The sequence below is a fragment of the Streptomyces sp. NBC_00012 genome, from assembly GCF_045040875.1.
In the GTDB taxonomy this organism is placed as follows: Bacteria; Actinomycetota; Actinomycetes; order Streptomycetales; family Streptomycetaceae; genus Streptomyces.
Map to the genome: position 1 here is coordinate 4428895 of NZ_CP108309.1, position 23009 is coordinate 4451903.

Consider the following 23009-nt stretch of genomic DNA (forward strand, 5'->3'; position numbering starts at 1 on the left):
CTGGACCCCGCCACCGGCGGACGGCATGAACCACACGTAGCACTCGATACCCCGGGCGACCGGAGACGTCAGCGGCGGCGCCTCGTGCGGCTCGTCCTGGCGGCCTTGGCCCTCTTTGCGGCGAACCTCACACCGCCCGGACTCTCACCGACCACCACACGCACCACCGTGGACATCGGATCGACCACACCCTCCCCGACGTGCAGCACTTCGGTCTCCACCACGCCGAGCTTGCCCAGGGCCGCACGCGCCCCGGCGATCTCCTCCTCGGCGGTGTCCCCCTTGAGCGCCAGCATCTCCCCGTACGGACGCAGCAGCGGAACGCCCCAGCCGGCCAGCCGGTCCAGCGGCGCCACGGCGCGAGCCGTCACCACGTGCACCGGCTGGAGCGAGCCCAGCACCTCCTCGGCCCGACCACGTACAACCGTCACATGGTCCAGGCCCAGCAGTTCGACCACTTCCTGGAGGAAATTCGTGCGCCGGAGCAGGGGCTCCAGCAAGGTGATCTTGAGGTCGGGGCGCACCAGCGCCAGCGGGATACCGGGAAGGCCGGCCCCCGAGCCCACATCGCAGACCGTGACGCCCTCGGGCACGACCTCGGAGAGCACCGCGCAGTTCAGCAGATGCCGCTCCCATAGCCGCGGCACCTCGCGCGGCCCGATCAGCCCTCGCTTCACCCCGGCGTCCGCCAGCAGTTCCGCGTACCGGACAGCTTCCGGGAAGAACTCGCCGAAAACCGCCCGCGCTCCTTCGGGCGCCTGAGGAAGCTCTACTTCCGCCGTCACGGGAACCGTCCTTCCATACCGCACTACCGCACTGTGGGTGGCTGATCTATCAGGCTGACAAAGATCGGCCCCGCCTGCGAACAGACGGGGCCGACAGAACCAGGGTCCGGTCAGGCCGGGAGGACGACGACGAAGCGCTCCGGCTCCTCGCCCTCGGACTCGCTGCGCAGCCCGGCGGCCGCGACCGCGTCGTGGACGACCTTGCGCTCGAACGGCGTCATCGGGTCCAGCTTCACCGGCTCGCCGGTGCTCTTGACCTCGTCCGCGGCCTTGGCACCCAGCGCGGCGAGCTCCGCCCGCTTCTTGGCCCGGAAGCCCGCGATGTCCAGCATCAGCCGGCTGCGGTCCCCGGTCTCCCGGTGGACGGCGAGCCGCGTCAGCTCCTGGAGCGCCTCCAGCACCTCACCGTCGCGGCCCACGAGCTTCTGCAGATCACGTGCCGAGTCGCTGATGATCGAGACCGCGGCCCGGTCCGCCTCGACATCCATATCGATGTCGCCGTCGAGGTCGGCGATGTCGAGCAGACCCTCGAGGTAGTCCGCTGCGATCTCGCCCTCCTGCTCAAGGCGGGTCAAGGTGTCGCTGCCCTCAGCGGCCGTGGAGGTGGTGCCTTCCGTCACGGATGGACTCCTTCTTACTTCTTGGACGGGTGCTTGGGCCGCTGCGGACCCTTGCGCTGTCCGGACTTGGCTTGGCGTGAGGAACCGGATGCGGGCTTGCCCGCCGGCTTGGACTTTTCGTCCTGCGCGGCATCCTGCTTCTGGAGGGAGGTCTTGGAACCCGACTCGGTGGAGTCGGCGTCCTTGGCCCCCGCCTGCGCGGTGCCGGTCTGGCGCTGGGACTTGGTCTGGCGCTTGGGCTGCTGACGCCGCTGCGCGGCTCCGCCCTCGGCCTCGGCGACAGCGGTCTCGCTCTTGATCACGGTGCCGTCCTCCTGGGCGGCGAGGCCCAGCTTGGCCAGCCCCGTGACGAACTTCCGCTCGATGTCATTGCGGTCCGGGCCCTTGGCCACGATCCGCTTGACGGTGTTGCGCCGGGTCCTGCCGCGGACCTCGCCATGAGCGGTGACGCTCTTCAGCAGACGTCCCAGGTACTGGTCCTGCGCCTTGCTGCCCGGGGTCGGGTTCTGGTTGATCACGTACATCTGCTGACCCATGGTCCAGACGTTGGTGGTCAGCCAGTAGACGAGGACACCGACGGGGAAGTTGATGCCCATGACGGCGAAGATCACCGGGAAGATGTACATCAGCATCTTCTGCTGCTGCATGTACGGCGTCTTGACCGTCAGGTCGACGTTCTTCGTCATCAGCTGGCGCTGGGTGAAGAACTGCGAGGCCGACATCATCACGATCATGACCGCGGTGACGACCCGGACGTCGGCCAGCGAGGCACCAAGAGCCTGGACCTTCTCCGCGCTGTCCATGAACTTGGCAGCGAGCGGAGCACCGAAGATGTGTGCCTGACGGGCGCTGTCGAGCAGCGACTGGTCGATGACACCGATCTTCTTGTTCGAGGCGATGGCCGACAGCACGTGGTACAGGGCAAAGAAGAACGGCGACTGCGCCAGGATGGGAAGGCACGAGGAGAGCGGGTTGGTACCCGTCTCCTTGTACAGCTTCATCATCTCTTCGGACTGACGCTGCTTGTCGCTCTTGTAGCGCTCCTGGATCGCCTTCATCTTCGGCTGGAGCACCTGCATGTTGCGGGTCGACTTGATCTGCTTCACGAAAAGCGGGATCAGGCAGATCCGGATCAGCACCACCAGGGACACGATGGACAGGCCCCAGGCCCAGCCCGTGTCGGGTCCGAAGATCGCCCCGTACATCTTGTGGAACTGGACGATGACCCATGAGACGGGCCAGGTGATAAAGCTGAACAGACTGGCAATCGTGTCCACTAATCAGGCTCCTTGAGCATTGGGCGAAGTCTCTGCGGCCTGACCCGGGGGTTCGGAGACCGATCCCCGGACAGGCGCATCAGCGGCGGAGTCCCCGCCCTTGCCACCGCGTATGGCATTACGCAGGAGTTCATGCCAACGCGGACGTTTGCGTGGTGGAACGTGGTCCACGCCACCGGGTGACCACGGATTGCACCGCAGGATGCGCCAGGCCGTCAGCGCGGTTCCCTTGATCGCTCCGTGCCGGTCGATCGCCGTATATCCATAGTGGGAACACGACGGGTAGTAACGGCAGACAGGCCCGAGGAGTGGGCTGATCGTCCACTGGTACAGCTTGATAAGAGCCAGCAGCGGGTACTTCATCGCGCGCCCCCTCCCAGCAGCCGCTGAAGAGCGGCGTCCAGGTCTCGGGCCAGCTGTTCATGGTCGGCGTCGCCCGCTCCGGGCAGCGCTCGTACGACAACCAGGCTACCGGGGGGCAGCAGGGCAAGCCGTTCGCGGACCAGATGGCGAAGCTTCCGCTTCACCGCTGTGCGCACAACCGCTCCACCCACGGCTTTGCTGACAACGAAACCCGCACGCGGCGGGGGAACACTCTCCCCAGTCACGTGCGGGTCCGTTGCACCGCTGCGTAGATGAACGACGAGTAGCGGGCGGCCGGCCCGGCGTCCTCGACGTACTGCGGTCGCGAAGTCCTCGCGCCGCCTCAGCCGATTCTCGGTAGGCAGCACGTCATGACCTGTAAGCGATCAGGCGGACAGGTTGGCGCGACCCTTGCCACGGCGGGACGCGAGAATCGCGCGGCCGGCACGGGTGCGCATACGCAGCCGGAAGCCGTGGGTCTTCGCGCGACGACGGTTGTTCGGCTGGAAGGTGCGCTTGCTCACTAGGGGGCTCCAGAAATGACTCGTGTGTTGGCGGGACATCGCCTGGCTGTCACCGTGCGCCCACGAGAGACTCGCGTAAACGCTCTAGTGCACCGCTTCACAATCACAGATCGTGATCTTTGCCCATCGGAGGCAGGCGGCAGCAGCCATCGACAACTCGACCTGGTCACGGTACGCGCGGCTACGCCATCCGGTCAAACCGGCTCCACAACACCCCCCACTGTGCACAGGCTGTGGACAACAACTTGAACCACGCGGGTCGCCCTGACTACCGTGGCTGAGCTCCGGTTCTTTTCTTCCTGCCTGCCGGTCCTCACCCATACCGACCCATCCCGTCCCGAGAACCACACATTCGTGGGACCAGCGAGAGAGCGTGCCCTGTGGCTGACGTACCTGCCGATCTTGCCGCAGTGTGGCCGCGAGTGCTGGAGCAACTCCTCGGGGAGGGCCAGCAGGGCATCGAGCCGAAGGACAAGCAGTGGATCGAGCGCTGCCAGCCGCTCGCCCTGGTCGCCGACACCGCGCTGCTCGCGGTACCCAATGAATGGGGCAAGCGCGTCCTGGAGGGCCGGCTCGCGCCGCTCATCAGCGAGACGCTGAGCCGCGAATGCGGCCGCCCGATCCGCATCGCGATCACGGTCGACGACTCCGCGGGCGAACCGCCGAGCCCGCCTGCGCCTCCGATGCACCAGTCCCAGCAGCCTCAGCCGCACCGCTACCAGGGACCGCAGCACGACGAGCGGCAGCACAACGACGCGTACGACGGCTACGGGCACCGGCCCTCCGACGACGGCATGCCGACCGCCCGGCCGGCCTACCCCGACTACCAGCAGCAGCGCCCCGAACCCGGTGCGTGGCCGCGCACCCAGGAGGATCTCTCCTGGCAGCAGCCCCGGCTCGGCGGGTTCCAGGACCGCGAGGCTCCCTCGGAGCAGTGGCGCGAGCCGTACGCCGGCGGCCGCCCCCAGCAGCCGCAGCACGACTACCGCCCGCAGCCGCCCGAGCGCCAGGGCTACGAGCAGCAGCGCCCCGACCACCGCGACATGCCGGAACCCCAGCCCCAGCACCGGCCGGGCGGCGGCACCGGACGGCCCGGCGGCGCCACCGGCCCGATGGGCTCGCAGCCCGCTCCCACGCCCGGCCCCGGCGAACCGGCGGCCCGGCTGAATCCGAAGTACCTCTTCGACACCTTCGTCATCGGCGCCTCCAACCGGTTCGCGCACGCCGCGGCGGTCGCGGTCGCCGAGGCGCCCGCCAAGGCGTACAACCCGCTCTTCATCTACGGGGAGTCCGGGCTCGGCAAGACCCACCTGCTGCACGCCATCGGTCACTACGCCCGCAGCCTCTACCCGGGCACCCGGGTGCGGTACGTGAGCTCCGAGGAGTTCACCAACGAGTTCATCAACTCGATCCGCGACGGCAAGGGCGACACCTTCCGCAAGCGCTACCGGGATGTGGACATCCTGCTCGTCGACGACATCCAGTTCCTGGCGAGCAAGGAGTCGACTCAGGAGGAGTTCTTCCACACCTTCAATACGCTCCACAACGCCAACAAGCAGATCGTGCTGTCCTCCGACCGGCCGCCCAAGCAGCTGGTGACCCTGGAGGACCGGCTGCGGAACCGTTTCGAGTGGGGTCTGACCACCGATGTGCAGCCGCCGGAGCTGGAGACGCGGATCGCGATCCTCCGTAAGAAGGCGGTGCAGGAGCAGCTCAACGCCCCGCCGGAGGTGCTGGAGTTCATCGCCTCCCGTATCTCCCGGAACATCAGGGAGCTGGAGGGGGCGCTGATCCGGGTCACGGCCTTCGCCAGTCTCAACCGGCAGCCGGTGGACCTCGGACTGACCGAGCATGTGCTGAAGGACCTGATCCCGGGTGGCGAGGACTCGGCTCCGGAGATCACGGCGACGGCCATCATGGCCTCGACCGCGGACTACTTCGGTCTCACGGTGGACGATCTCTGCGGAACCTCGCGCAGCCGGGTGCTGGTGACGGCCCGCCAGATCGCCATGTACCTGTGCCGGGAGCTCACCGATCTCTCACTGCCCAAGATCGGTGCGCAGTTCGGCGGCCGCGACCATACGACGGTGATGCACGCGGACCGGAAGATCCGCGCGCTGATGGCGGAGCGACGCTCCATCTACAACCAGGTCACCGAGCTCACCAACCGCATCAAGAACGGCTGACGCACCGCCGCCGCCAGACGCTCCGCACGCGCCGAGAAGGGCGCCCGAAGAACCCTCAGCAGGGGCCTCGGGCGCCCTTCTCGCTGCCTGGGAAGCGCCCGGAGGCGGTCCGGGGAGCGCCCGGAAGCAGTCTGGAGGCCGCCCGGAAACGGTCCGGGGACCGCCCGGAAGCGGTCCGAAGACGGCCCGAGAACGCCCCGGAGACGGCCCGAACAGCGCTCAGGGGCCGTCCGTAGCCACCCCGGGAGCCGCTTCGGGAGCCACTCGGGACCCGCTGCCGCCGCTCCGACACCGCCGCGCTGTTCGAATACCTGCCGCTGACCGCCCGTTCTCCACAGATCTGGGGAGTTTTCCCCTTCCACAGCCTGGGGATCCGGAAGTTGTCCATATTGCTTCCACAGGGGCGACTACCGATACTCCATCAGGCCAGGTCAAGGGGTTGGGGATTTGTGGTCAACCGTGATCCACAGCCTGTGGACAAAATATTCGTCCACAGGGCGTGGATGAAGTTGTCCACCGGCAGCCCACAGGCTGAGCCGCCTTGTCCCCAGCTTCCTGCTGCTTCTCCACATCTCTGTCCACTGTTCGGCAACGCGGGACCGCCTTTCACCGCGCCGAGTGAAAGGCGTCACACCAAGAGGGTCGGTTGGGCTGTGGGGAACCTGGGTAAAGCTGGGGACAGCCCTGGGGAGAAACCCCCCTGCCCTGTGCATCGGGTGTGCAGAACTTTCCTGTGTCCACAGAAACACCGTGTTGTCCACCGGTGCCACCCACAGGGGCAGTGGATAAAAAACAGGACCTGACCTGCGGAAACGACGTTATCCACGGTTTCCACAGGCCCTACTACTACTGCCACATAGAGTTAGCCCGGAATCCGCTTCGAAGTGGGGCCTGTGCACAACTCGGCGCCGGAGCTCTCCGAACCTCTTGTCGCGACTTGACCCCGAGCAGCACCGAGTGTCGGTGCCGTACGTCAGACTGGTCCCCGGCGTCCTCGCTGCCTCAGCGGCGGAAGACGCGATCAGACGACGAAGGCCAGCAGGGCGAGCGAGCAACAGCAGGAGGCGGTTCCGGTGAAGATCCGGGTGGAGCGCGATGTACTCGCGGAGGCTGTGGCCTGGGTGGCCCGTAGCCTCCCGGCCCGTCCGCCGGCGCCCGTTCTTGCGGGCCTTCTGCTGAAGGCTGAGGACGGCGCCCTCAGCTTCTCCAGCTTCGACTACGAGGTCTCGGCCCGGGTCTCGGTGGACGCCGAGGTCGAGGAGGACGGCACGGTGCTGGTCTCCGGCCGGCTGCTCGCCGACATCTGCCGCGCCCTCCCCAACCGCCCGGTGGAGATTTCCACAGACGGTGTACGGGCGACCGTGGTCTGCGGCTCCTCGCGATTCACACTCCACACCCTTCCTGTGGAGGAGTACCCGGCACTTCCCGAGATGCCGACCGCGACCGGCACGGTCCCCGGCGAGGTCTTCGCCTCGGCCGCCGCCCAGGTCGCCATCGCCGCGGGCCGCGACGACACGCTGCCGGTGCTGACCGGTGTGCGGATCGAGATCGAGGGCGACACCGTCACCCTGGCCTCGACCGACCGCTACCGCTTCGCGGTCCGCGAGTTCCTGTGGAAGCCGGAGAACCCCGACGCCTCCGCGGTCGCCCTGGTGCCCGCCAAGACGCTGCTGGACACCGCCAAGGCCCTGACCAGCGGCGACACGGTGACCCTGGCGCTGTCCGGTTCGGGCGCCGGTGAGGGGCTGATCGGTTTCGAGGGTGCCGGTCGTCGTACGACCACGCGGCTGCTCGAAGGCGATCTGCCGAAGTACCGCACGCTCTTCCCCACCGAGTTCAACTCGGTTGCGGTCATCGAGACCGCGCCGTTCGTCGAGGCCGTCAAGCGTGTGGCCCTCGTCGCCGAGCGGAACACCCCGGTCCGGCTCAGCTTCGAGCAGGGCGTGCTGATCCTGGAGGCCGGTTCCAGCGACGATGCACAGGCTGTGGAGAGGGTCGACGCGGTGCTGGAGGGCGACGACATCTCGATCGCCTTCAACCCGACCTTCCTGCTGGACGGGCTGAGCGCGATCGATTCCCCGGTCGCCCAGCTCTCCTTCACGACGTCCACCAAGCCCGCGCTGCTCAGCGGCCGCCCGGCCGTGGACGCCGAGGCGGACGATGCGTACAAGTACCTGATCATGCCGGTCCGCCTCTCCGGCTGATCCGGTCATCGGTCCTGTCATGACGGTTCCCGACGGGCACGCTCGACGCCGAGCATGCCCGTCGCTCCGTCCCCGGCCGGGCGTAGGCTCGTCCTCGGGTACGAATCGGCACAACGCTTAAGGAATCTCTGATGGAGCTCGGTCTCGTCGGCCTCGGCAAGATGGGCGGCAACATGCGCGAGCGCATCCGCCGCGCAGGCCACACCGTCATCGGTTACGACCGCAACCCGGACGTCTCCGATGTCCACAGCCTCGAAGAGCTTGTGGGCAAGCTGAAGGGTCCCCGGGTCGTCTGGGTGATGGTTCCGGCCGGTGCCCCGACCCAGGCCACGATCGACGAGCTCGCCGGTCTCCTCTCGCCCGGCGACATCGTCGTGGACGGCGGGAACTCCCGCTGGACCGACGACGAGAAGCACGCGGTCGAGCTGGGCATCAAGGGCATCGGCTTCGTGGACTGCGGCGTCTCCGGCGGCGTCTGGGGCCTGGAGAACGGCTACGCGCTGATGTACGGCGGCGACGCGGAGAACGTGGCGAAGGTCCAGCCGGTCTTCGACGCGCTGAAGCCCGAGGGCGACTTCGGTTCCGTCCACGCGGGCAAGGTCGGCGCCGGCCACTTCGCGAAGATGGTCCACAACGGCATCGAGTACGCCATGATGCAGGCCTACGCCGAGGGCTGGGAGCTCCTGGAGAAGGTCGACTCCGTCACCGATGTGCGCGAGGTCTTCCGCTCCTGGCAGGAGGGCACGGTCATCCGTTCCTGGCTGCTCGACCTGGCGGTCAACGCGCTGGACGACGACGAGCACCTCGACAAGCTCCGCGGTTACGCCGCCGACTCCGGCGAGGGCCGGTGGACGGTGGAGGCCGCGATCGACAACGCGGTGCCGCTGCCCGCGATCACCGCGTCGCTCTTCGCGCGTTTCGCCTCGCGCCAGGAGGACTCCCCGCAGATGAAGATGATCGCCGCGCTGCGCAACCAGTTCGGTGGCCACGCGGTCGAGAACAAGAAGTAACAGCAACGGGAAGCGGGCCGGTCCGGAGCGTCCGGCCCGCTCCACGAAGCACGGAGCAGGAAGCCGGGAAGGTCGGCGTACACCCATGCATGTCACGCATCTCTCGCTGGCCGACTTCCGCTCGTACGCCCGGGTCGAGGTACCTCTCGAGCCGGGCGTCACCGCTTTCGTGGGGGCCAACGGCCAGGGCAAGACGAATCTGGTCGAAGCGGTCGGCTATCTCGCGACCCTCGGCAGCCACCGGGTCTCGTCCGACGCACCGCTGGTGCGGATGGGCGCGGACCGGGCCGTCATCCGCGCCGCCGTGACGCAGGGCGAGCGTTCGCAGCTGATCGAGCTGGAGCTCAACCCGGGCAAGGCCAACCGGGCGCGTATCAATAGATCGTCCCAGGTCAGGCCCCGTGACGTGCTGGGGATAGTCCGTACGGTGCTGTTCGCGCCGGAGGATCTGGCGCTGGTCAAGGGGGACCCTGGCGAGCGCCGGCGCTTCCTCGACGAGCTGATCACGGCCCGTTCGCCGCGGATGGCGGGTGTGCGCTCGGACTACGAGCGCGTGCTGAAGCAGCGCAACACCCTGCTGAAGTCGGCGGCGATGGCGCGCCGGCACGGTGGCCGGTCGATGGACCTGTCCACGCTCGACGTGTGGGACCAGCACCTGGGCCGGGTGGGCGCGGAGCTGCTGGCACAGCGGCTGGATCTGATCGCCACCCTCCATCCGCTGGCGGACAAGGCGTACGCGGATGTCGCGCCGGGCGGCGGCCCGCTGGCCCTGGAGTACCGCAGCTCGGTCGGGGCGGACGTGGAGCCCGCGCGTACCCGCGAGGAGCTGTACGAGCAGCTGATCGCCGCGCTGGCGGATGTCCGCAAGCAGGAGATCGAGCGGGGCGTGACACTGGTCGGACCGCACCGCGACGATCTGCTGCTGGGACTGCGGGGCATGCCGGCCAAGGGATACGCGAGCCATGGCGAGTCCTGGTCGTACGCGTTGGCGCTGCGGCTGGCCTCGTACGACCTGCTGCGCAGCGAGGGCAACGAGCCGGTGCTGGTGCTCGACGACGTCTTCGCGGAGCTGGACGCGCGGCGCCGGGAGCGGCTGGCGGAGCTGGTGGCCCCGGGTGAGCAGGTGCTGGTGACGGCCGCGGTGGACGACGACGTTCCGGGGGCGCTGGCGGGGACCCGGTTCGCGGTGTCCGCGGGTGAGGTGGAGCGGCTGTGAGCGGCCGCGGCGAGGGATCCGGGGAGCCGTCGAAGGAGCGTTCCGGCGCGGGGAAGGCGCCGGAGCCCTCGGGCGTCGACCTGGCGCGGGTGGCCCTGCGCGCGGCGAAGGAGCAGGCGCGGGCGCGTGGCGCGGCCGCGCAGCAGAAGAAGCAGGCCCGGCGGGGCGGCGGGCTGCGCTCGGGCGCGCGGGCGGACGGTCGTGATCCGCAGCCGCTGGGCTCCGCGATCAACCGTCTGATCACCGAGCGCGGCTGGGAGACGCCGGCGGCGGTGGGCGGGGTCATGGGGCGCTGGCCGCAGATCGTGGGTGAAGATCTGGCCAAACATTGTGTGCCTCTGCGGTACGACGAGGATCCGGACGTGCGGGTGTTGACGGTGCAGTGCGACTCGACGGCGTGGGCGACGCAGCTGCGGCTGCTGGCGCCCCAGCTGGTGGCCCGGCTGAACGCGGATCTGGGGCAGGGCACGGTCCGGATGATCAAGGTGCTGGGGCCCGGTGGCCCGCAGCGCAGGTTCGGTCCACTGCGGGCGCCGGGGAGCACCGGCCCGGGCGATACATACGGCTGACCTGGCCTTTTCCCATTTTCTACGGGCAGCCGAGCTGTTCTCGGGCGCTGCGCGAATCCCCTTCCCGGCCCTGCCTCGGCCCCGTCCTGTCCGCACGGAGAGGCTGTCCCTCGGGTCCGTGTTGTGCGGTCTGCGGTGGTTGAAACCACGCGGTGAGAGTGCGGCGTCCCTCACGGTAGCGAGAGGTTGACAGGCCGAAGCGCTCAAGGCCCGCGTGAGCCTCCTGAGGGCCCTTCCCGAATATGGGGAGTCGTCAGCCGCTCATTCAGGGCGGCACATGCGTACTCAGGTACCGGCAAACCCCCATTCATGTCAGCGCTACCGGTAGACTGGTGGACAATCCCGCATTGTGGCGGGAGTCGTCGATACAGCCGAACCACGCAGCCGCTCCCGTTTGCCCGGAGAACGGCCTGTGCTGTGCCAGAAAGGGCGCTTCGTGGCCGATTCCGGCAACCCCAACGAGAACATTCCGTCCACACCCGGTGAGAGCGCCGAGGCTGTCGCCGCGGGCGAGTCAGTCGGCAGCGGCGAGGCCGCAGCCTCGTACGACGCCAGCGCGATCACCGTCCTCGAGGGTTTGGACGCGGTCCGCAAGCGACCTGGCATGTACATCGGTTCGACCGGTGAGCGCGGTCTCCACCACCTCGTACAAGAGGTCGTGGACAACTCGGTCGACGAGGCGATGGCCGGGCACGCGGACACGATCGACGTCACGATCCTCGCCGACGGCGGGGTTCGCGTGATCGACAACGGCCGGGGCATCCCGGTCGGCATCGTGCCGTCGGAGAAGAAGCCCGCGGTCGAGGTCGTGCTGACGGTGCTGCACGCCGGCGGCAAGTTCGGCGGCGGCGGCTACGCCGTCTCCGGCGGTCTGCACGGTGTCGGTGTCTCCGTCGTCAACGCCCTGTCCACGCGGGTGGCCGTCGAGGTCAAGACGGACGGCTACCGCTGGACCCAGGACTACAAGCTCGGTGTGCCCACCGCCCCGCTGGCCCGCAATGAGGCCACCGACGAGACGGGGACGTCCGTCACCTTCTGGGCCGACGGGGACATCTTCGAGACGACCGAGTACTCCTTCGAGACCCTGTCGCGCCGCTTCCAGGAGATGGCGTTCCTCAACAAGGGTCTGACGATCAGGCTCACCGACGAGCGCGAGTCGGCGAAGGCGACGCTGGGCGCGGAGGTCGCCGAGGTGGCCGAGGTCGCCGAGGCGGAGCAGGCCCGCACGGTCACGTACCACTACGAGGGCGGCATCGTCGACTTCGTGAAGTACCTGAACTCCCGCAAGGGCGATGTCATCCACCAGTCGGTGATCGACATCGAGGCCGAGGACAAGGAGCGCCTCCTCTCGGCCGAGATCGCCATGCAGTGGAACACGCAGTACAGCGAGGGCGTCTACTCCTTCGCGAACACGATCCACACGCACGAGGGCGGTACCCACGAGGAAGGCTTCCGCGCCGCGCTGACCACGCTGGTCAACAAGTACGCGCGGGACAAGAAGCTGCTCCGCGAGAAGGACGACAACCTCACGGGTGACGACATCCGCGAGGGCCTCACGGCGATCATCTCGGTGAAGCTCGGCGAGCCGCAGTTCGAGGGCCAGACGAAGACCAAGCTGGGCAACACGGAGGCGAAGACCTTCGTCCAGAAGGTCGTCCACGAGCACCTCACGGACTGGTTCGACCGCAACCCGAACGAGGCGGCCGACATCATCCGCAAGGGCATCGCGGCGGCCACGGCCCGGGTCGCGGCCCGCAAGGCGCGTGATCTGACCCGTCGTAAGGGGCTCCTGGAGAGCGCCTCGCTGCCGGGCAAGCTGAGCGACTGCCAGTCCAACGACCCGACGAAGTGCGAGATCTTCATCGTCGAGGGTGACTCCGCCGGTGGTTCGGCGAAGTCCGGCCGCAACCCGATGTACCAGGCGATCCTGCCGATCCGGGGCAAGATCCTGAACGTCGAGAAGGCCCGGGTCGACAAGATCCTGCAGAACACCGAGGTCCAGGCGCTGATCTCGGCCTTCGGCACCGGGGTCCACGAGGACTTCGACATCGAGAAGCTGCGCTATCACAAGATCATCCTGATGGCGGACGCCGACGTCGACGGTCAGCACATCAACACCCTGCTGCTGACGTTCCTCTTCCGCTTCATGCGTCCGCTGGTCGAGGCCGGCCACGTCTACCTCTCCCGTCCGCCGCTCTACAAGATCAAGTGGGGTCGGGACGACTTCGAGTACGCGTACTCGGACCGCGAGCGCGACGCCCTGGTCGCGCTGGGCAAGCAGAACGGCAAGCGGATCAAGGAAGACTCGATCCAGCGCTTCAAGGGTCTGGGCGAGATGAACGCCGAGGAGCTGCGCGTCACCACGATGGACGTCGACCACCGGGTCCTCGGCCAGGTCACGCTGGACGACGCGGCGCAGGCCGACGACCTCTTCTCGGTGCTGATGGGCGAGGACGTCGAGGCGCGGCGCTCGTTCATCCAGCGCAACGCCAAGGACGTCCGCTTCCTCGACATCTGAGTCGGCCGTACCAGCAAGACGCCGCCCGAAAGGACTTTGACCAGCAATGGCCGACGAGAACACCCCTGTGACACCCGAAGAGGAGCCCGCCGCCGCGGTGGGCATGCGTGTCGAGCCCGTGGGGCTCGAGACGGAGATGCAGCGTTCCTACCTCGACTACGCGATGTCCGTCATCGTCTCGCGTGCGCTGCCGGACGTACGGGACGGTCTCAAGCCCGTCCACCGCCGGGTGCTGTACGCGATGTACGACGGCGGCTACCGGCCCGAGAAGGGCTTCTACAAGTGCGCCCGTGTCGTCGGTGACGTCATGGGTACGTACCACCCGCACGGTGACTCGTCGATCTACGACGCACTGGTGCGCCTGGCGCAGCCGTGGTCGATGCGCATGCCGCTGGTGGACTCCAACGGCAACTTCGGCTCCCCGGGCAACGACCCGGCCGCCGCCATGCGGTACACCGAGTGCAAGATGATGCCGCTGTCCATGGAGATGGTCCGGGACATCGACGAGGAGACCGTCGACTTCCAGGACAACTACGACGGCCGCAACCAGGAGCCGACGGTCCTGCCGGCGCGGTTCCCGAACCTGTTGGTCAACGGTTCGGCGGGGATCGCGGTCGGCATGGCGACCAACATCCCGCCGCACAACCTGCGCGAGGTCGCGGCCGGTGCGCAGTGGTACCTGGAGCACCCGGAGGCCTCGCAGGAGGAGCTCCTGGAGGCGCTGATCGAGCGGATCAAGGGCCCGGACTTCCCGACCGGCGCGCTCGTCGTGGGCCGCAAGGGCATCGAGGAGGCGTACCGCACCGGTCGTGGCTCGATCACGATGCGCGCGGTCGTCGCGGTCGAGGAGATCCAGAACCGGCAGTGCCTGGTCGTCACGGAGCTTCCGTACCAGACCAACCCCGACAACCTCGCGCAGAAGATCGCCGACCTGGTGAAGGACGGCAAGATCGGCGGGATCGCGGACGTCCGTGACGAGACCTCGTCGCGCACCGGTCAGCGTCTGGTCGTCGTGCTGAAGCGGGACGCGGTCGCCAAGGTCGTACTGAACAACCTGTACAAGCACACCGACCTCCAGACAAACTTCGGCGCCAACATGCTGGCGCTGGTCGACGGGGTGCCGCGCACCCTCTCGATCGACGCGTTCATCCGGCACTGGGTGACGCACCAGATCGAGGTCATCGTCCGGCGCACGAAGTTCCGGCTGCGCAAGGCGGAGGAGCGGGCCCACATCCTGCGCGGTCTGCTCAAGGCGCTGGACGCGATCGACGAGGTCATCGCGCTCATCCGGCGCAGCCAGACGGTCGAGGTGGCGCGCGAGGGCCTGATGGGCCTGTTGGAGATCGACGAGATCCAGGCGAACGCGATCCTGGAGATGCAGCTGCGCCGGCTGGCCGCGCTGGAGCACCAGAAGATCACGGCCGAGCACGACGAGCTCCAGGCGAAGATCAACGAGTACAACGCGATCCTGGCGTCGCCGGAGCGGCAGCGGCAGATCGTCAGCGAGGAACTGGCGGCGATCGTCGAGAAGTTCGGCGACGACCGGCGTTCCAAGCTGGTGCCCTTCGACGGTGACATGTCCATCGAGGACCTGATCGCCGAGGAGGACATCGTCGTCACGATCTCGCGCGGCGGCTATGTGAAGCGCACGAAGACGGACGACTACCGCTCGCAGAAGCGCGGCGGCAAGGGCGTGCGCGGCACGAAGCTCAAGGAAGACGACATCGTCGACCACTTCTTCGTGTCGACGACCCACCACTGGCTGCTGTTCTTCACGAACAAGGGCCGGGTGTACCGGGCGAAGGCGTACGAGCTCCCGGACGCCGGCCGCGACGCCCGCGGCCAGCACGTCGCCAACCTGCTGGCCTTCCAGCCGGACGAGCAGATCGCCCAGATCCTGGCGATCCGCGACTACGAGGCCGCGCCCTATCTGATCCTGGCCACGAAGGGCGGTCTGGTGAAGAAGACCGCGCTGAAGGACTACGACTCGCCGCGTTCCGGTGGTGTCATCGCGATCAACCTCCGCGAGACGGCCGAGGGGTCCGACGACGAGCTGATCGGTGCGGAGCTGGTTTCGGCCGAGGACGATCTGCTGCTCATCAGCAAGAAGGCCCAGTCGATCAGGTTCACCGCGACGGACGATGCGCTGCGCCCGATGGGCCGTGCCACCTCGGGTGTCAAGGGCATGAGTTTCCGCGAGGGCGACGAACTGCTCTCGATGAATGTTGTCCGGCCGGGTACGTTCGTGTTCACTGCCACCGACGGCGGGTACGCGAAGCGGACCCCCGTCGACGAGTACCGGGTTCAGGGCCGTGGCGGTCTGGGCATCAAGGCTGCCAAGATCGTCGAGGACCGGGGCTCGCTGGTCGGCGCGCTGGTGGTCGAGGAGACGGACGAGATCCTCGCCATCACGCTCGGCGGTGGTGTGATTCGCACGCGAGTCAATGAAGTCAGGGAGACGGGCCGTGACACCATGGGCGTCCAACTGATCAATCTGGGCAAGCGCGATGCCGTCGTCGGTATTGCCCGTAACGCCGAAGCCGGTCGTGAGGCCGAAGAAGTCGAGGGGTCCGAGGACTCCGAGGCCGCGACGGCGGAGGGTGCCGAGAGCACGGTCGAGGGCAATGTCGAAGGCACGTCGTCTTCGGCCGGGGAGCACGAGGAGTAGAGCGTGAGTGGAGCCACGGGTGCCGGTTCGGCCGCTTCCGGAGCAGGAGCGAACGGTGCCCGTGGCCCTGCCACGGACTCCCAAGGGGGCATTGTGACGGATACCCGGGGGCCTCAGCCCCAGTACGAGGGCTACGCGACCGGGCCGTTGCCGGGTGAGCGTGAGCCCGCGCAGGGACAGGCGAGCGGGCCGTACCACCCGCCGCAGGCGTACCCCTCGCCCGCGGGCGGGACCCAGGGCGGCCGGCCGCACGGCACGCAGGGCGGTGCACAGGGCGTCGGCGCCGCTCAGGCGGCCCGGCGGCCGCGGACGGGGGCGCGGACGACCCCGCGTACCCGCAAGGCGCGGCTGCGGGTGGCCAAGGCCGATCCGTGGTCGGTGATGAAGGTCAGCTTCCTGCTGTCCATCGCGCTCGGCATCTGCACGGTGGTGGCTTCCGCGGTGCTGTGGATGGTGATGGACGCGATGGGCGTCTTCGAGACGGTGGGCGGCACGATCAGCGAGGCCACCGGTTCGAACGAGGGCAACGGCTTCGATCTCCAGTCGTTCCTGTCGCTGCCGAGGGTCCTCATCTTCACCTCGGTCATCGCGGTGATCGACGTGGTCCTGGCGACCGCGCTGGCGACGCTGGGTTCCTTCATCTACAACTTGTCGGCGGGTTTCGTGGGCGGTGTCGAGCTCACGCTGGCCGAGGACGAGTAGGGCGCCGGGTATCGATTTTGGGACTGGCCCCGACGTGCGCTAATCTTCAGAAGTCAGCGCAGCACAGCGCGGCGGGGCTATAGCTCAGTTGGTTAGAGCGCATCCCTGATAAGGATGAGGCCACAGGTTCAAATCCTGTTAGCCCCACAGTCACGAAGGCCCCCCACCGGCAATGGTGGGGGGCCTTCTGTGTTGCGGTGGAAATGCGGCTGTGCTGCGGCTGACGGGTACGGCGTTCGTCGCGTCGCCGGCCGGGCGCCCGTGTGGGCACCCGCGGGACGTGGTGGTCGTCGGGGGCGGGGTCCGCAAGGCCGGGCAGCTGCTTCCCTCTTCGAGCGGCTCGTGAATCCTTCGAGCAGCTCGTGAACCTTCGAGCGGCTCGTGAATTCTGACCGGCCGCCATGCGCCGCAGGCCGCCGTCGGGTTCGGCACCGCAGCGTCAGGCGCTGGAGCGCTAGGCGCATCGTGTTCGGCGCCGGAGCATTGGACGTCGGCGCGGGGGCACCGACCCGGGCGGTGCGGCGCAGCCTCCGGCTCCGGTGGTCGGGAAGGCCGCTGGAGGGCACGGAGAAGCCCCCGTCCGGTGTGCACCGGCCCGGGGGCTCTGTACGTCAGTGGGGCGGCTCTCAGGGCGGTAGCAGGGACGTGTCCCCCGCCGGGGCACCGTGGGCGGTGCGGGCGGCGTTCCTGGTGTCCGTGGCGTTCGTGGCGTCGACGGACAGATGGCGGGTGGCGGGCGAGGAGCCGTGTGCCTCGGCGCGGATGCGCTGCTTCATCGTGGGTGGCAGCGCCCGGTCACGCGGAAGGGTCCATCGCACCGACGGGGTGGTCGCGGTTGCCGCGGTCGCACCCGTGTGCTCCTGGTTCGTGGTGGTCGGCTCCGCGGCGCTCTGCTCCGTGGCCGCCGCCGGGGTGCTCATGAATCCCAGCGCGGCGAGCAGCGCGAAGAGGGCGGTGACGAAGGCGGTCCAGATGCTCTTGGGCTTGAAGGTGCTCATGGCCCCTCGCTTTCGGGTGGTCCGGTTTGCTTACCTTTCTGATGATGTGGATGTGGCTCGCGATTTCATGGACCGACGCCACCGATCCGCCGATCTTCGGATGAACACCACTCGTATGGTTCAACCGGTGCTGACGGGCTTGTGCCGGGCCGCGGGCCGGGACCGGATCCTCCGGGTGGAGCGGTCCCTCGGGCGATCGCTTTTACCCGGGCGCCAGTTGGGCTGCGGGCAGGTCACCGGTTGATATCGGCCGGTGTGTATAGTCGGGCGGCAGAAGTCCCCTACGTCAAGGAAAGACGAGGTCGCGCGGTGAAGAAGCTTCTCCTGGTCGCACTGGCCGCCATCGGCGGGCTCCTCGTGTACCGCCAGATCCAGGCGGATCGCGCCGAGCAGGATCTGTGGACGGAGGCGACTGACTCCGTGCCCGCAGGTTCGGGTGTGTGAGACAGAACAGCCTGATTACGGGCCCCGGTCGCTGAGCGGCCGGGGCTTCGTGCTGTTGCGGGGCCGTGACGCCTGTGCTCTTGAGCTCACCTGGGCAAATCAGTACGTTGCGTGAGCAAAACGACCGGGTGGTCGAGGGGCGCCGGATCGCCGCCGCCCCGTGGTCGCGGGGGCGTGGATCGGCCGGGCGCCGTTCGAAGGCGGACAAGCGAGGCATTTCGAACGGTGTCGGCGACAGCGGCGGTACGGGCGAGGCAGGATGGACCGGCATTGCGGCCGCTGTCGGTGCGGGCGCCGTGGTGCTGATCGCAGGGCCCGTGTCCGTACGCGGGCATCGCGGGCGGGCCGCACAGACGACGAGGGGGAGCGCGTGATGAGGCAGCGCAACAGGGGCCGGGTGGCGCTGGCCGCGGTCGCGGCGATGTGCGTGGCGGCGGCGCTGCCGGGGCAGGCGTACGCGGCCGGGGAGCCCGTCGCGTACACCTTCGATCCCGGGGCGGAGAAGGTCGACGGTGCGGAGGCCAGTACCGACGCGTCGGCGCTGGCGCCGGGATCGGTCTACCGGAGTTCGATCAAGCCCGGTCAGAAGCTCTACTACCGCCTGAATCTCGACGCGAAGACGAACGGGTACGTCTCGGCGGTGGCCGTGCCCAGGGGGGCCGGCCAGGTTGCCTATGGGGACGGGATCACGGTCAGCATCCGCGACAGCACGGACCTGCAGTGCAGCTCGGAGGACGCGCGGTTCGAGTCGGCGGAGTTCCCGCGCCCGATCGCGGCGTACGCCTACCGGATCGTGAAGAAGGACAGCAGCACCTGCCAGGAGGCCGGCACGTACAACGTCCTGATCGAGCGGGAGAGCAAGGAGACCTCCGCCCCCGTCGAGTGGGACCTGGAGCTGCGCTACGAGTCGGAGCCGCAGCTGAAGTCGGCCGGTTCGATGCCGACCGACGCGCCGGAGAACTGGCCGTCGGCCTCGCCCGTGCCGCCCACCACCGCCCCGCAGAAGCGGTCCGGCGGCACCAGCTACTACGACGCGACCGGCCTGGAGACCGGCGAGTGGAAGGAGGAGGGCGGCATCAAGCCGGGACAGACCCTCTTCTACCGAGTGCCGGTGGACTGGGGCCAGCAGGTCTTCGCCACCGCCACCCTGAGCAACAACAACGCCTCGGACGAATACATCGGCAGCGCGCTCGCACTGTCCCTGGACAACCCGGCGCACGGCCATGTCGACTCCGCGATGCCGCTGTCGTACTCCGGCAAGCCCACTTCCGTCTCGTTGGATCCGCTGCCCCCGGTGGCGTACGAGAACCGGTACGACTCCACCAGCAGCGTCAGCGCCATGCGGTTCGCCGGCTGGTACTACCTGTCGGTGACGCTCAGCCCGGCGATCGCGAAGTCGTACGGCAAGAAGGGGATTCCGCTCAGTCTCAGGGTCAAGGTCGAGGGGACGGCCAAGAATTCGCCGTACGCGGGGGACGCCGGCATCTTCTCGGTCACGCAGGACGACAAGGACATGGCGAGGCAGGGCAAGAGCGCTCCGCAGGAGGTCAAGAGCGACCGGATGAAGATGGTCGGCGCGGCCGGGATCGGCGCCGGTTCGGTGCTGGTGCTCGGGCTCGGGGTGTGGACGCTGCTGGCCCGGCGCCGCGCGGCCACCGCCCCGGCGGCCCCGTCCGGCGGCAGCCAGCCGTACGGGGGCCCGCCGCAGGCCTGGTAGCCGGACTGCCGGAGCCGGGCCGCCGGTGCGGGGCCGGTCGTACGGTCCCGGGCCCGGTCCCCCTGGAGTTCGTCTGCGGTGGGGTTCGGGCCGCCGGGCTCAGCCCTGGGTCAGCGCCCAGATGCCCACCGCGAAACAGAGCAACGCCACCAGCAGCACCGGGACCGCCACCTTCGGGGGCGGTCCCGGACGCCTCTGCGGGGTGGGCGTGTGCGCAGGAGCGGGCGCCGGTGAGTGCGCCTGCGCCGCCGCCTGCGCCGCCGCCTGTGGCTGAGGCTGTGCCTGCGCCTGTGGCTGTCCGACGGTGTACGCACGGGTGAGTGCAGGTTCGTGCTGCACGGCGGCCGTGGGCGCCTGTGAAAGCTCAGGGGCGGGAGCGCCGTACGGGGACGCCGCCTGCGCCGGGAGCGGGGTGTGCGGCGTGACTGGATGGGCCTGCTGGGCCTGCTGGGGCGGCGTCGTGGGCTGCTGCGGAGGCGGCGGGAGGTGGAAGCTGCCCGTCTCCGACATGGGGACCGGCGGCGGGGCGTAGGGCTGCGGGGCAGCCTGCGCGTTCTGCGCGTTCTGGGCCTGCTGGTCCTGCTGGGCGGGGACAGGGGCCGGTCCGTCGGGGCCGAAGCCGGCGGGCAGCGGCCCGAGTTGGTCGAAGACCTCGACCGGCTCGTCCTCGATCCCGGGCTCCGGCAGCATCTCGACCGCGGCGGTCAGCGCCTTGCGCGCACCCGTCGCCGTACGGAACCGGGCCTGCGGATCCGGCTGCAACAGCCCCGCGAGGACCTGCCACAACGGCTCGGGGATCCCCTCCGGGGCGGAGGGCGTGCCGTACGAGGCGAAGTGCTCGACGAGCGCCTGCGCGTCGGGCTTCTTGCCCTGGAGCAGGTACAGCGCGACAAGACCGACCGCGAACAGGTCCGCGGGGAAGTCGGGCTCCGCGCCCATCATTTGCTCGGGCGCGAAGTAACCGGGCGTACCCACCACGTAGTTGGTCTCGGTGAGGCGCGGCTCCCCCTTGCGCATGGAGATGCCGAAGTCGGACAGCCGCAGATGCGGCCGTCCGGTACCGGTCGCCTCCATCAGGATGTTGGCCGGTTTGATGTCCCGGTGAATGACGCCCTCCGCGTGCACCGTGGACAGCCCGGACAGCAGCTGGTCGAGGAGCGTGCAGACGAACCGGGGCGGCAACGGCCCGTAGTCGCCGATGACATGCGCCAGCGAACCGCCGCTCACCAGATCCATGGTGAACAGGACCTTGTCGTCGTCCGCGGCCCAGCTTGCCGGGGCGAGCACATGCGGATGCTCGATCCGCAGCGCCTGCTCGCGGACGAAGCGCAACAGCGTGTGCGCGTCGCTCTGCTGGAGGACCTTGGCCGCCACGTAGCGGCGGCGCCGGTGGTCCCAGGCCCGCCAGACGGCTCCGACCCCACCACGTCCGATCGGATCGATCAGTTCGTACCGACCGGCGAAGACCTCACCCATTGCGCTGTGCCCGCTCCCAGTTCCTGTTTCGGCCCATGGCCGGCTTTCGGGGAAAGTGCCCGGCCAGCTCCGGGCGAAAGGCCTAGCTCTGGTGTCCCTCGTAGTGCGCCACCGCGTCCGCGGTGCGCCCGGCGCCGTACACCCTGAGGAACTCTGCCAGTTCCGGGTGGGTCGGGGCGAGGGAGTCGGCGGCATCGATGATGTCACCGGCGGCCGCGACCGACCGCATCAGCGACTGGATCTCGCGGACCACGCGCCGGACGGTGGGGGCGCCGCCGGTGTGGGAGGTCTGGCCGGTGCTGGTCAGGACGGAGCCGCCCTGGGACTTCTTGACCTCTTCCATGCGCTCGGTGGCCTCGCCCGCGCTGACACTGCCGTCCGCGACCTGGCCGGCCAGCTCCTGGAGAGCCTGGACCCGCTGGACGACCGCGGGGTTGCCGATCTTCGCTCGCTGGCCGCTCATCAGCTGGGAGAGCATGGGCGCGGACAGCCCGAGGACGGCGGCGAGCCTGGCCTGGTTCAGGCCGAGGTCATCGATCAGGCGGCGGAAGAGCGCACCGAGCGGCTCTCCGTACCAACTGCGCTGAAGCTCCCTGGCTCTGGCCGTTGCCTCTTGCTGCGCTGCGTCCATGGCGTCTCCCCTTCGCTGCGGCTTCGCTGCTGCGAACCTCGTCGAGCATCCTACGGAGAGTGGTCGCCCACCGGGAGCCCCCATATTTTTTGCAGGTTTCCGGGGAGTACCCGGTACTGTTGTCTGCGGCGGTGGCCAAGACGCTGGGGCGTCGGGGCTGTCCGTTGTTCGGGGCCTTAGCTCAGTTGGTAGAGCGCTGCCTTTGCAAGGCAGATGTCAGGAGTTCGAATCTCCTAGGCTCCACATCGCGAAGACCCCTCTGACCTGCAAAAACGCAGTTGGAGGGGTCTTTTTTTGTGCTGGCTTCCCGCGCTGAGGTGTCAGCCGGTGGTGTGCCTGGCTCCTACCGGAGATGCTCGTCCCGCAGACCGTCCATGTGATCGAAGACGAGTTCCATCAGGGATTCACGGGTTCGCTTCGAGCCCGAGATCTCCCGAGCGAGCCGGTCGAGCAAGGCCCGTCGGGGTACGGCGGCGTTCAGCCGGTCCGGATCAGGAGCTTCCCCTTCTCCATCGCCATCGCGGATGTCACGGATGAGGCCGGAGGCGTTGTACGCGTGGCGAAGCAGAAGTTCGAGGTACCTGTTCTCGGTCGAGTTCACCTCGCGGCTGCTGCTGGAGAGGGTGAAGTGAAGCCCGTCGATCGCGAGGCTGTCCGTCGCGTCTCCCACCGCGTCCAGGGCTGCTTGCAGAGCCGGCCAGGACGCATCGCGGGCGACGGCCCGGCCGGCCAGCAGTGACGTGTGTTCCTCGTCGAGGAGCCTGACCAGCTCTCGCGTGGTCTTGCGCAGAGCCATCAGCCGGTTGAACTTGGCCTCCGCGCGGGACTGCCGTCGCGCACGGTTCGTGTGCCTGTTCTGCAGAACAGGCACGGCGAAGGTTGCCGCGCCTCCCAGGAGAGCTCCGCCCAACGCGCCGACCAACCCGTAGACCGCTGCAGTGTCTGCCATGCGGACATCGTCGCCGGGTGACGGCCCGGCTGCCCGGGATCTTCACTTGTTCAGTTCCGATCCGGCCTCGACGGTCTCCGCCGAACCGTGCGTCGCGACACTGCCGCCGGTACAACTGTCCTCGGCTTCTCGGGCAGTTCGAGGTCGGATCG

The 23009-nt window shown here is 68.5% G+C and carries 20 protein-coding genes and 2 tRNA genes; 12 read left to right on the forward strand and 10 right to left on the reverse strand.

Going from position 1 to position 23009, the window contains the following annotated elements; genetic code table 11:
• Positions 1–68: 68 nt before the first annotated feature.
• The 6 genes from rsmG to rpmH all read right to left on the reverse strand — a co-directional run bounded on the left by rsmG (position 69) and on the right by rpmH (position 3569).
• The gene (rsmG, locus tag OHA19_RS20360) at positions 69–785 is read right to left on the reverse strand and encodes a 16S rRNA (guanine(527)-N(7))-methyltransferase RsmG (protein WP_072487588.1); all 717 of its coding nucleotides are present in this window, start codon (positions 783–785) and stop codon (positions 69–71) included.
• A 110-nt stretch (positions 786–895) separates the two neighbouring features.
• The gene (locus OHA19_RS20365; RefSeq protein WP_266731337.1) at positions 896–1405 is read right to left on the reverse strand and encodes a R3H domain-containing nucleic acid-binding protein; all 510 of its coding nucleotides are present in this window, start codon (positions 1403–1405) and stop codon (positions 896–898) included.
• Between the two features lie 14 nt (positions 1406–1419).
• Positions 1420–2682 (reverse strand): membrane protein insertase YidC, encoded by a 1263-nt coding sequence (gene yidC, locus OHA19_RS20370; protein ID WP_405714624.1) that lies wholly within the window; start codon positions 2680–2682, stop codon positions 1420–1422.
• A 3-nt stretch (positions 2683–2685) separates the two neighbouring features.
• Positions 2686–3045: a membrane protein insertion efficiency factor YidD gene (gene yidD / locus OHA19_RS20375; RefSeq protein WP_405714622.1), complete on the reverse strand. Its 360-nt coding sequence runs from the start codon at positions 3043–3045 to the stop codon at positions 2686–2688.
• Positions 3042–3413: a ribonuclease P protein component gene (rnpA, locus tag OHA19_RS20380; protein ID WP_405714620.1), complete on the reverse strand. Its 372-nt coding sequence runs from the start codon at positions 3411–3413 to the stop codon at positions 3042–3044. The genes yidD and rnpA overlap by 4 nt, the downstream gene beginning before the upstream one ends.
• Before the next feature lie 18 nt (positions 3414–3431).
• Positions 3432–3569 carry a 50S ribosomal protein L34 gene (gene rpmH, locus OHA19_RS20385; protein WP_030930485.1) on the reverse strand — a complete coding sequence of 46 codons (138 nt, stop codon included), beginning with the start codon at positions 3567–3569 and terminating at the stop codon, positions 3432–3434.
• 380 nt (positions 3570–3949) lie between these two features.
• Between rpmH and dnaA the strand changes: the two genes are divergently transcribed.
• From dnaA to OHA19_RS20430, 9 genes are all read left to right on the forward strand, one after another.
• Complete coding sequence (gene dnaA, locus OHA19_RS20390) at positions 3950–5755, forward strand: chromosomal replication initiator protein DnaA (protein WP_405714618.1); 1806 nt, start codon at positions 3950–3952, stop codon at positions 5753–5755.
• 1073 nt (positions 5756–6828) lie between these two features.
• Positions 6829–7959, forward strand: coding sequence for a DNA polymerase III subunit beta (gene dnaN, locus OHA19_RS20395; RefSeq protein WP_072487582.1), 1131 nt, complete (start codon positions 6829–6831; stop codon positions 7957–7959).
• A 131-nt stretch (positions 7960–8090) separates the two neighbouring features.
• A complete protein-coding gene (gnd, locus tag OHA19_RS20400) occupies positions 8091–8969 on the forward strand; it encodes a phosphogluconate dehydrogenase (NAD(+)-dependent, decarboxylating) (protein ID WP_358946868.1) in 879 nt (292 codons plus the stop codon).
• A gap of 85 nt (positions 8970–9054) precedes the next feature.
• Positions 9055–10185: a DNA replication/repair protein RecF gene (gene recF / locus OHA19_RS20405; protein WP_405714613.1), complete on the forward strand. Its 1131-nt coding sequence runs from the start codon at positions 9055–9057 to the stop codon at positions 10183–10185.
• Positions 10182–10754, forward strand: coding sequence for a DUF721 domain-containing protein (locus OHA19_RS20410; RefSeq protein WP_405714611.1), 573 nt, complete (start codon positions 10182–10184; stop codon positions 10752–10754). Before recF ends, OHA19_RS20410 begins: the two co-directional genes overlap by 4 nt.
• Before the next feature lie 412 nt (positions 10755–11166).
• Entirely contained in the window at positions 11167–13272 is a 2106-nt protein-coding gene (gyrB, locus tag OHA19_RS20415) for a DNA topoisomerase (ATP-hydrolyzing) subunit B (RefSeq protein WP_405714610.1), read from the forward strand.
• A 46-nt stretch (positions 13273–13318) separates the two neighbouring features.
• A complete protein-coding gene (gene gyrA / locus OHA19_RS20420) occupies positions 13319–15940 on the forward strand; it encodes a DNA gyrase subunit A (RefSeq protein ID WP_405714608.1) in 2622 nt (873 codons plus the stop codon).
• A gap of 93 nt (positions 15941–16033) precedes the next feature.
• Positions 16034–16642, forward strand: a complete 609-nt coding sequence (locus OHA19_RS20425) for a DUF3566 domain-containing protein (RefSeq protein WP_405714606.1) — start codon at positions 16034–16036, stop codon at positions 16640–16642.
• Between the two features lie 73 nt (positions 16643–16715).
• Positions 16716–16789 (forward strand) — tRNA-Ile (locus OHA19_RS20430).
• Between the two features lie 479 nt (positions 16790–17268).
• Here the strand turns inward: OHA19_RS20430 and OHA19_RS20435 are convergent.
• Entirely contained in the window at positions 17269–17640 is a 372-nt protein-coding gene (locus OHA19_RS20435; protein WP_405714604.1) for a DUF6344 domain-containing protein, read from the reverse strand.
• Between the two features lie 309 nt (positions 17641–17949).
• Between OHA19_RS20435 and OHA19_RS20440 the strand changes: the two genes are divergently transcribed.
• Together OHA19_RS20440 and OHA19_RS20445 are read left to right on the forward strand one after the other, a co-directional pair.
• Complete coding sequence (locus tag OHA19_RS20440; protein WP_003958712.1) at positions 17950–18084, forward strand: DLW-39 family protein; 135 nt, start codon at positions 17950–17952, stop codon at positions 18082–18084.
• A gap of 373 nt (positions 18085–18457) precedes the next feature.
• Positions 18458–19801: a hypothetical protein gene (locus tag OHA19_RS20445; protein ID WP_405714602.1), complete on the forward strand. Its 1344-nt coding sequence runs from the start codon at positions 18458–18460 to the stop codon at positions 19799–19801.
• 99 nt (positions 19802–19900) lie between these two features.
• On the opposite strand, the gene OHA19_RS20450 is transcribed toward OHA19_RS20445, so the two are convergent.
• Together OHA19_RS20450 and OHA19_RS20455 are read right to left on the reverse strand one after the other, a co-directional pair.
• Positions 19901–21277, reverse strand: coding sequence for a serine/threonine protein kinase (locus tag OHA19_RS20450; protein WP_405714600.1), 1377 nt, complete (start codon positions 21275–21277; stop codon positions 19901–19903).
• An 82-nt stretch (positions 21278–21359) separates the two neighbouring features.
• Positions 21360–21908: a helix-turn-helix domain-containing protein gene (locus OHA19_RS20455; protein ID WP_405714598.1), complete on the reverse strand. Its 549-nt coding sequence runs from the start codon at positions 21906–21908 to the stop codon at positions 21360–21362.
• A gap of 170 nt (positions 21909–22078) precedes the next feature.
• On the opposite strand from OHA19_RS20455, the gene OHA19_RS20460 reads away from it, so the two are divergent.
• Positions 22079–22151, forward strand: a tRNA-Ala gene (locus OHA19_RS20460).
• A 100-nt stretch (positions 22152–22251) separates the two neighbouring features.
• Here the strand turns inward: OHA19_RS20460 and OHA19_RS20465 are convergent.
• Positions 22252–22857 (reverse strand): hypothetical protein, encoded by a 606-nt coding sequence (locus OHA19_RS20465; RefSeq protein WP_405714596.1) that lies wholly within the window; start codon positions 22855–22857, stop codon positions 22252–22254.
• Between the last annotated feature and the right edge of the window lie 152 nt (positions 22858–23009).

What these genes read in the sequence shown, in the direction of transcription:
- yidD (WP_405714622.1), bottom strand. Translation starts at nt 3,045, where the DNA reads ATGAAGTACCCGCTGCTGGCTCTTATCAAGCTGTACCAGTGGACGATC.
- gnd (WP_358946868.1), top strand. Translation starts at nt 8,091, where the DNA reads ATGGAGCTCGGTCTCGTCGGCCTCGGCAAGATGGGCGGCAACATGCGC.
- recF (WP_405714613.1), top strand. Translation starts at nt 9,055, where the DNA reads ATGCATGTCACGCATCTCTCGCTGGCCGACTTCCGCTCGTACGCCCGG.
- gyrA (WP_405714608.1), top strand. Translation starts at nt 13,319, where the DNA reads ATGGCCGACGAGAACACCCCTGTGACACCCGAAGAGGAGCCCGCCGCC.
- OHA19_RS20435 (WP_405714604.1), bottom strand. Translation starts at nt 17,640, where the DNA reads ATGAGCACCTTCAAGCCCAAGAGCATCTGGACCGCCTTCGTCACCGCC.
- OHA19_RS20445 (WP_405714602.1), top strand. Translation starts at nt 18,458, where the DNA reads ATGAGGCAGCGCAACAGGGGCCGGGTGGCGCTGGCCGCGGTCGCGGCG.
- OHA19_RS20450 (WP_405714600.1), bottom strand. Translation starts at nt 21,277, where the DNA reads ATGGGTGAGGTCTTCGCCGGTCGGTACGAACTGATCGATCCGATCGGA.
- OHA19_RS20455 (WP_405714598.1), bottom strand. Translation starts at nt 21,908, where the DNA reads ATGGACGCAGCGCAGCAAGAGGCAACGGCCAGAGCCAGGGAGCTTCAG.
- OHA19_RS20465 (WP_405714596.1), bottom strand. Translation starts at nt 22,857, where the DNA reads ATGGCAGACACTGCAGCGGTCTACGGGTTGGTCGGCGCGTTGGGCGGA.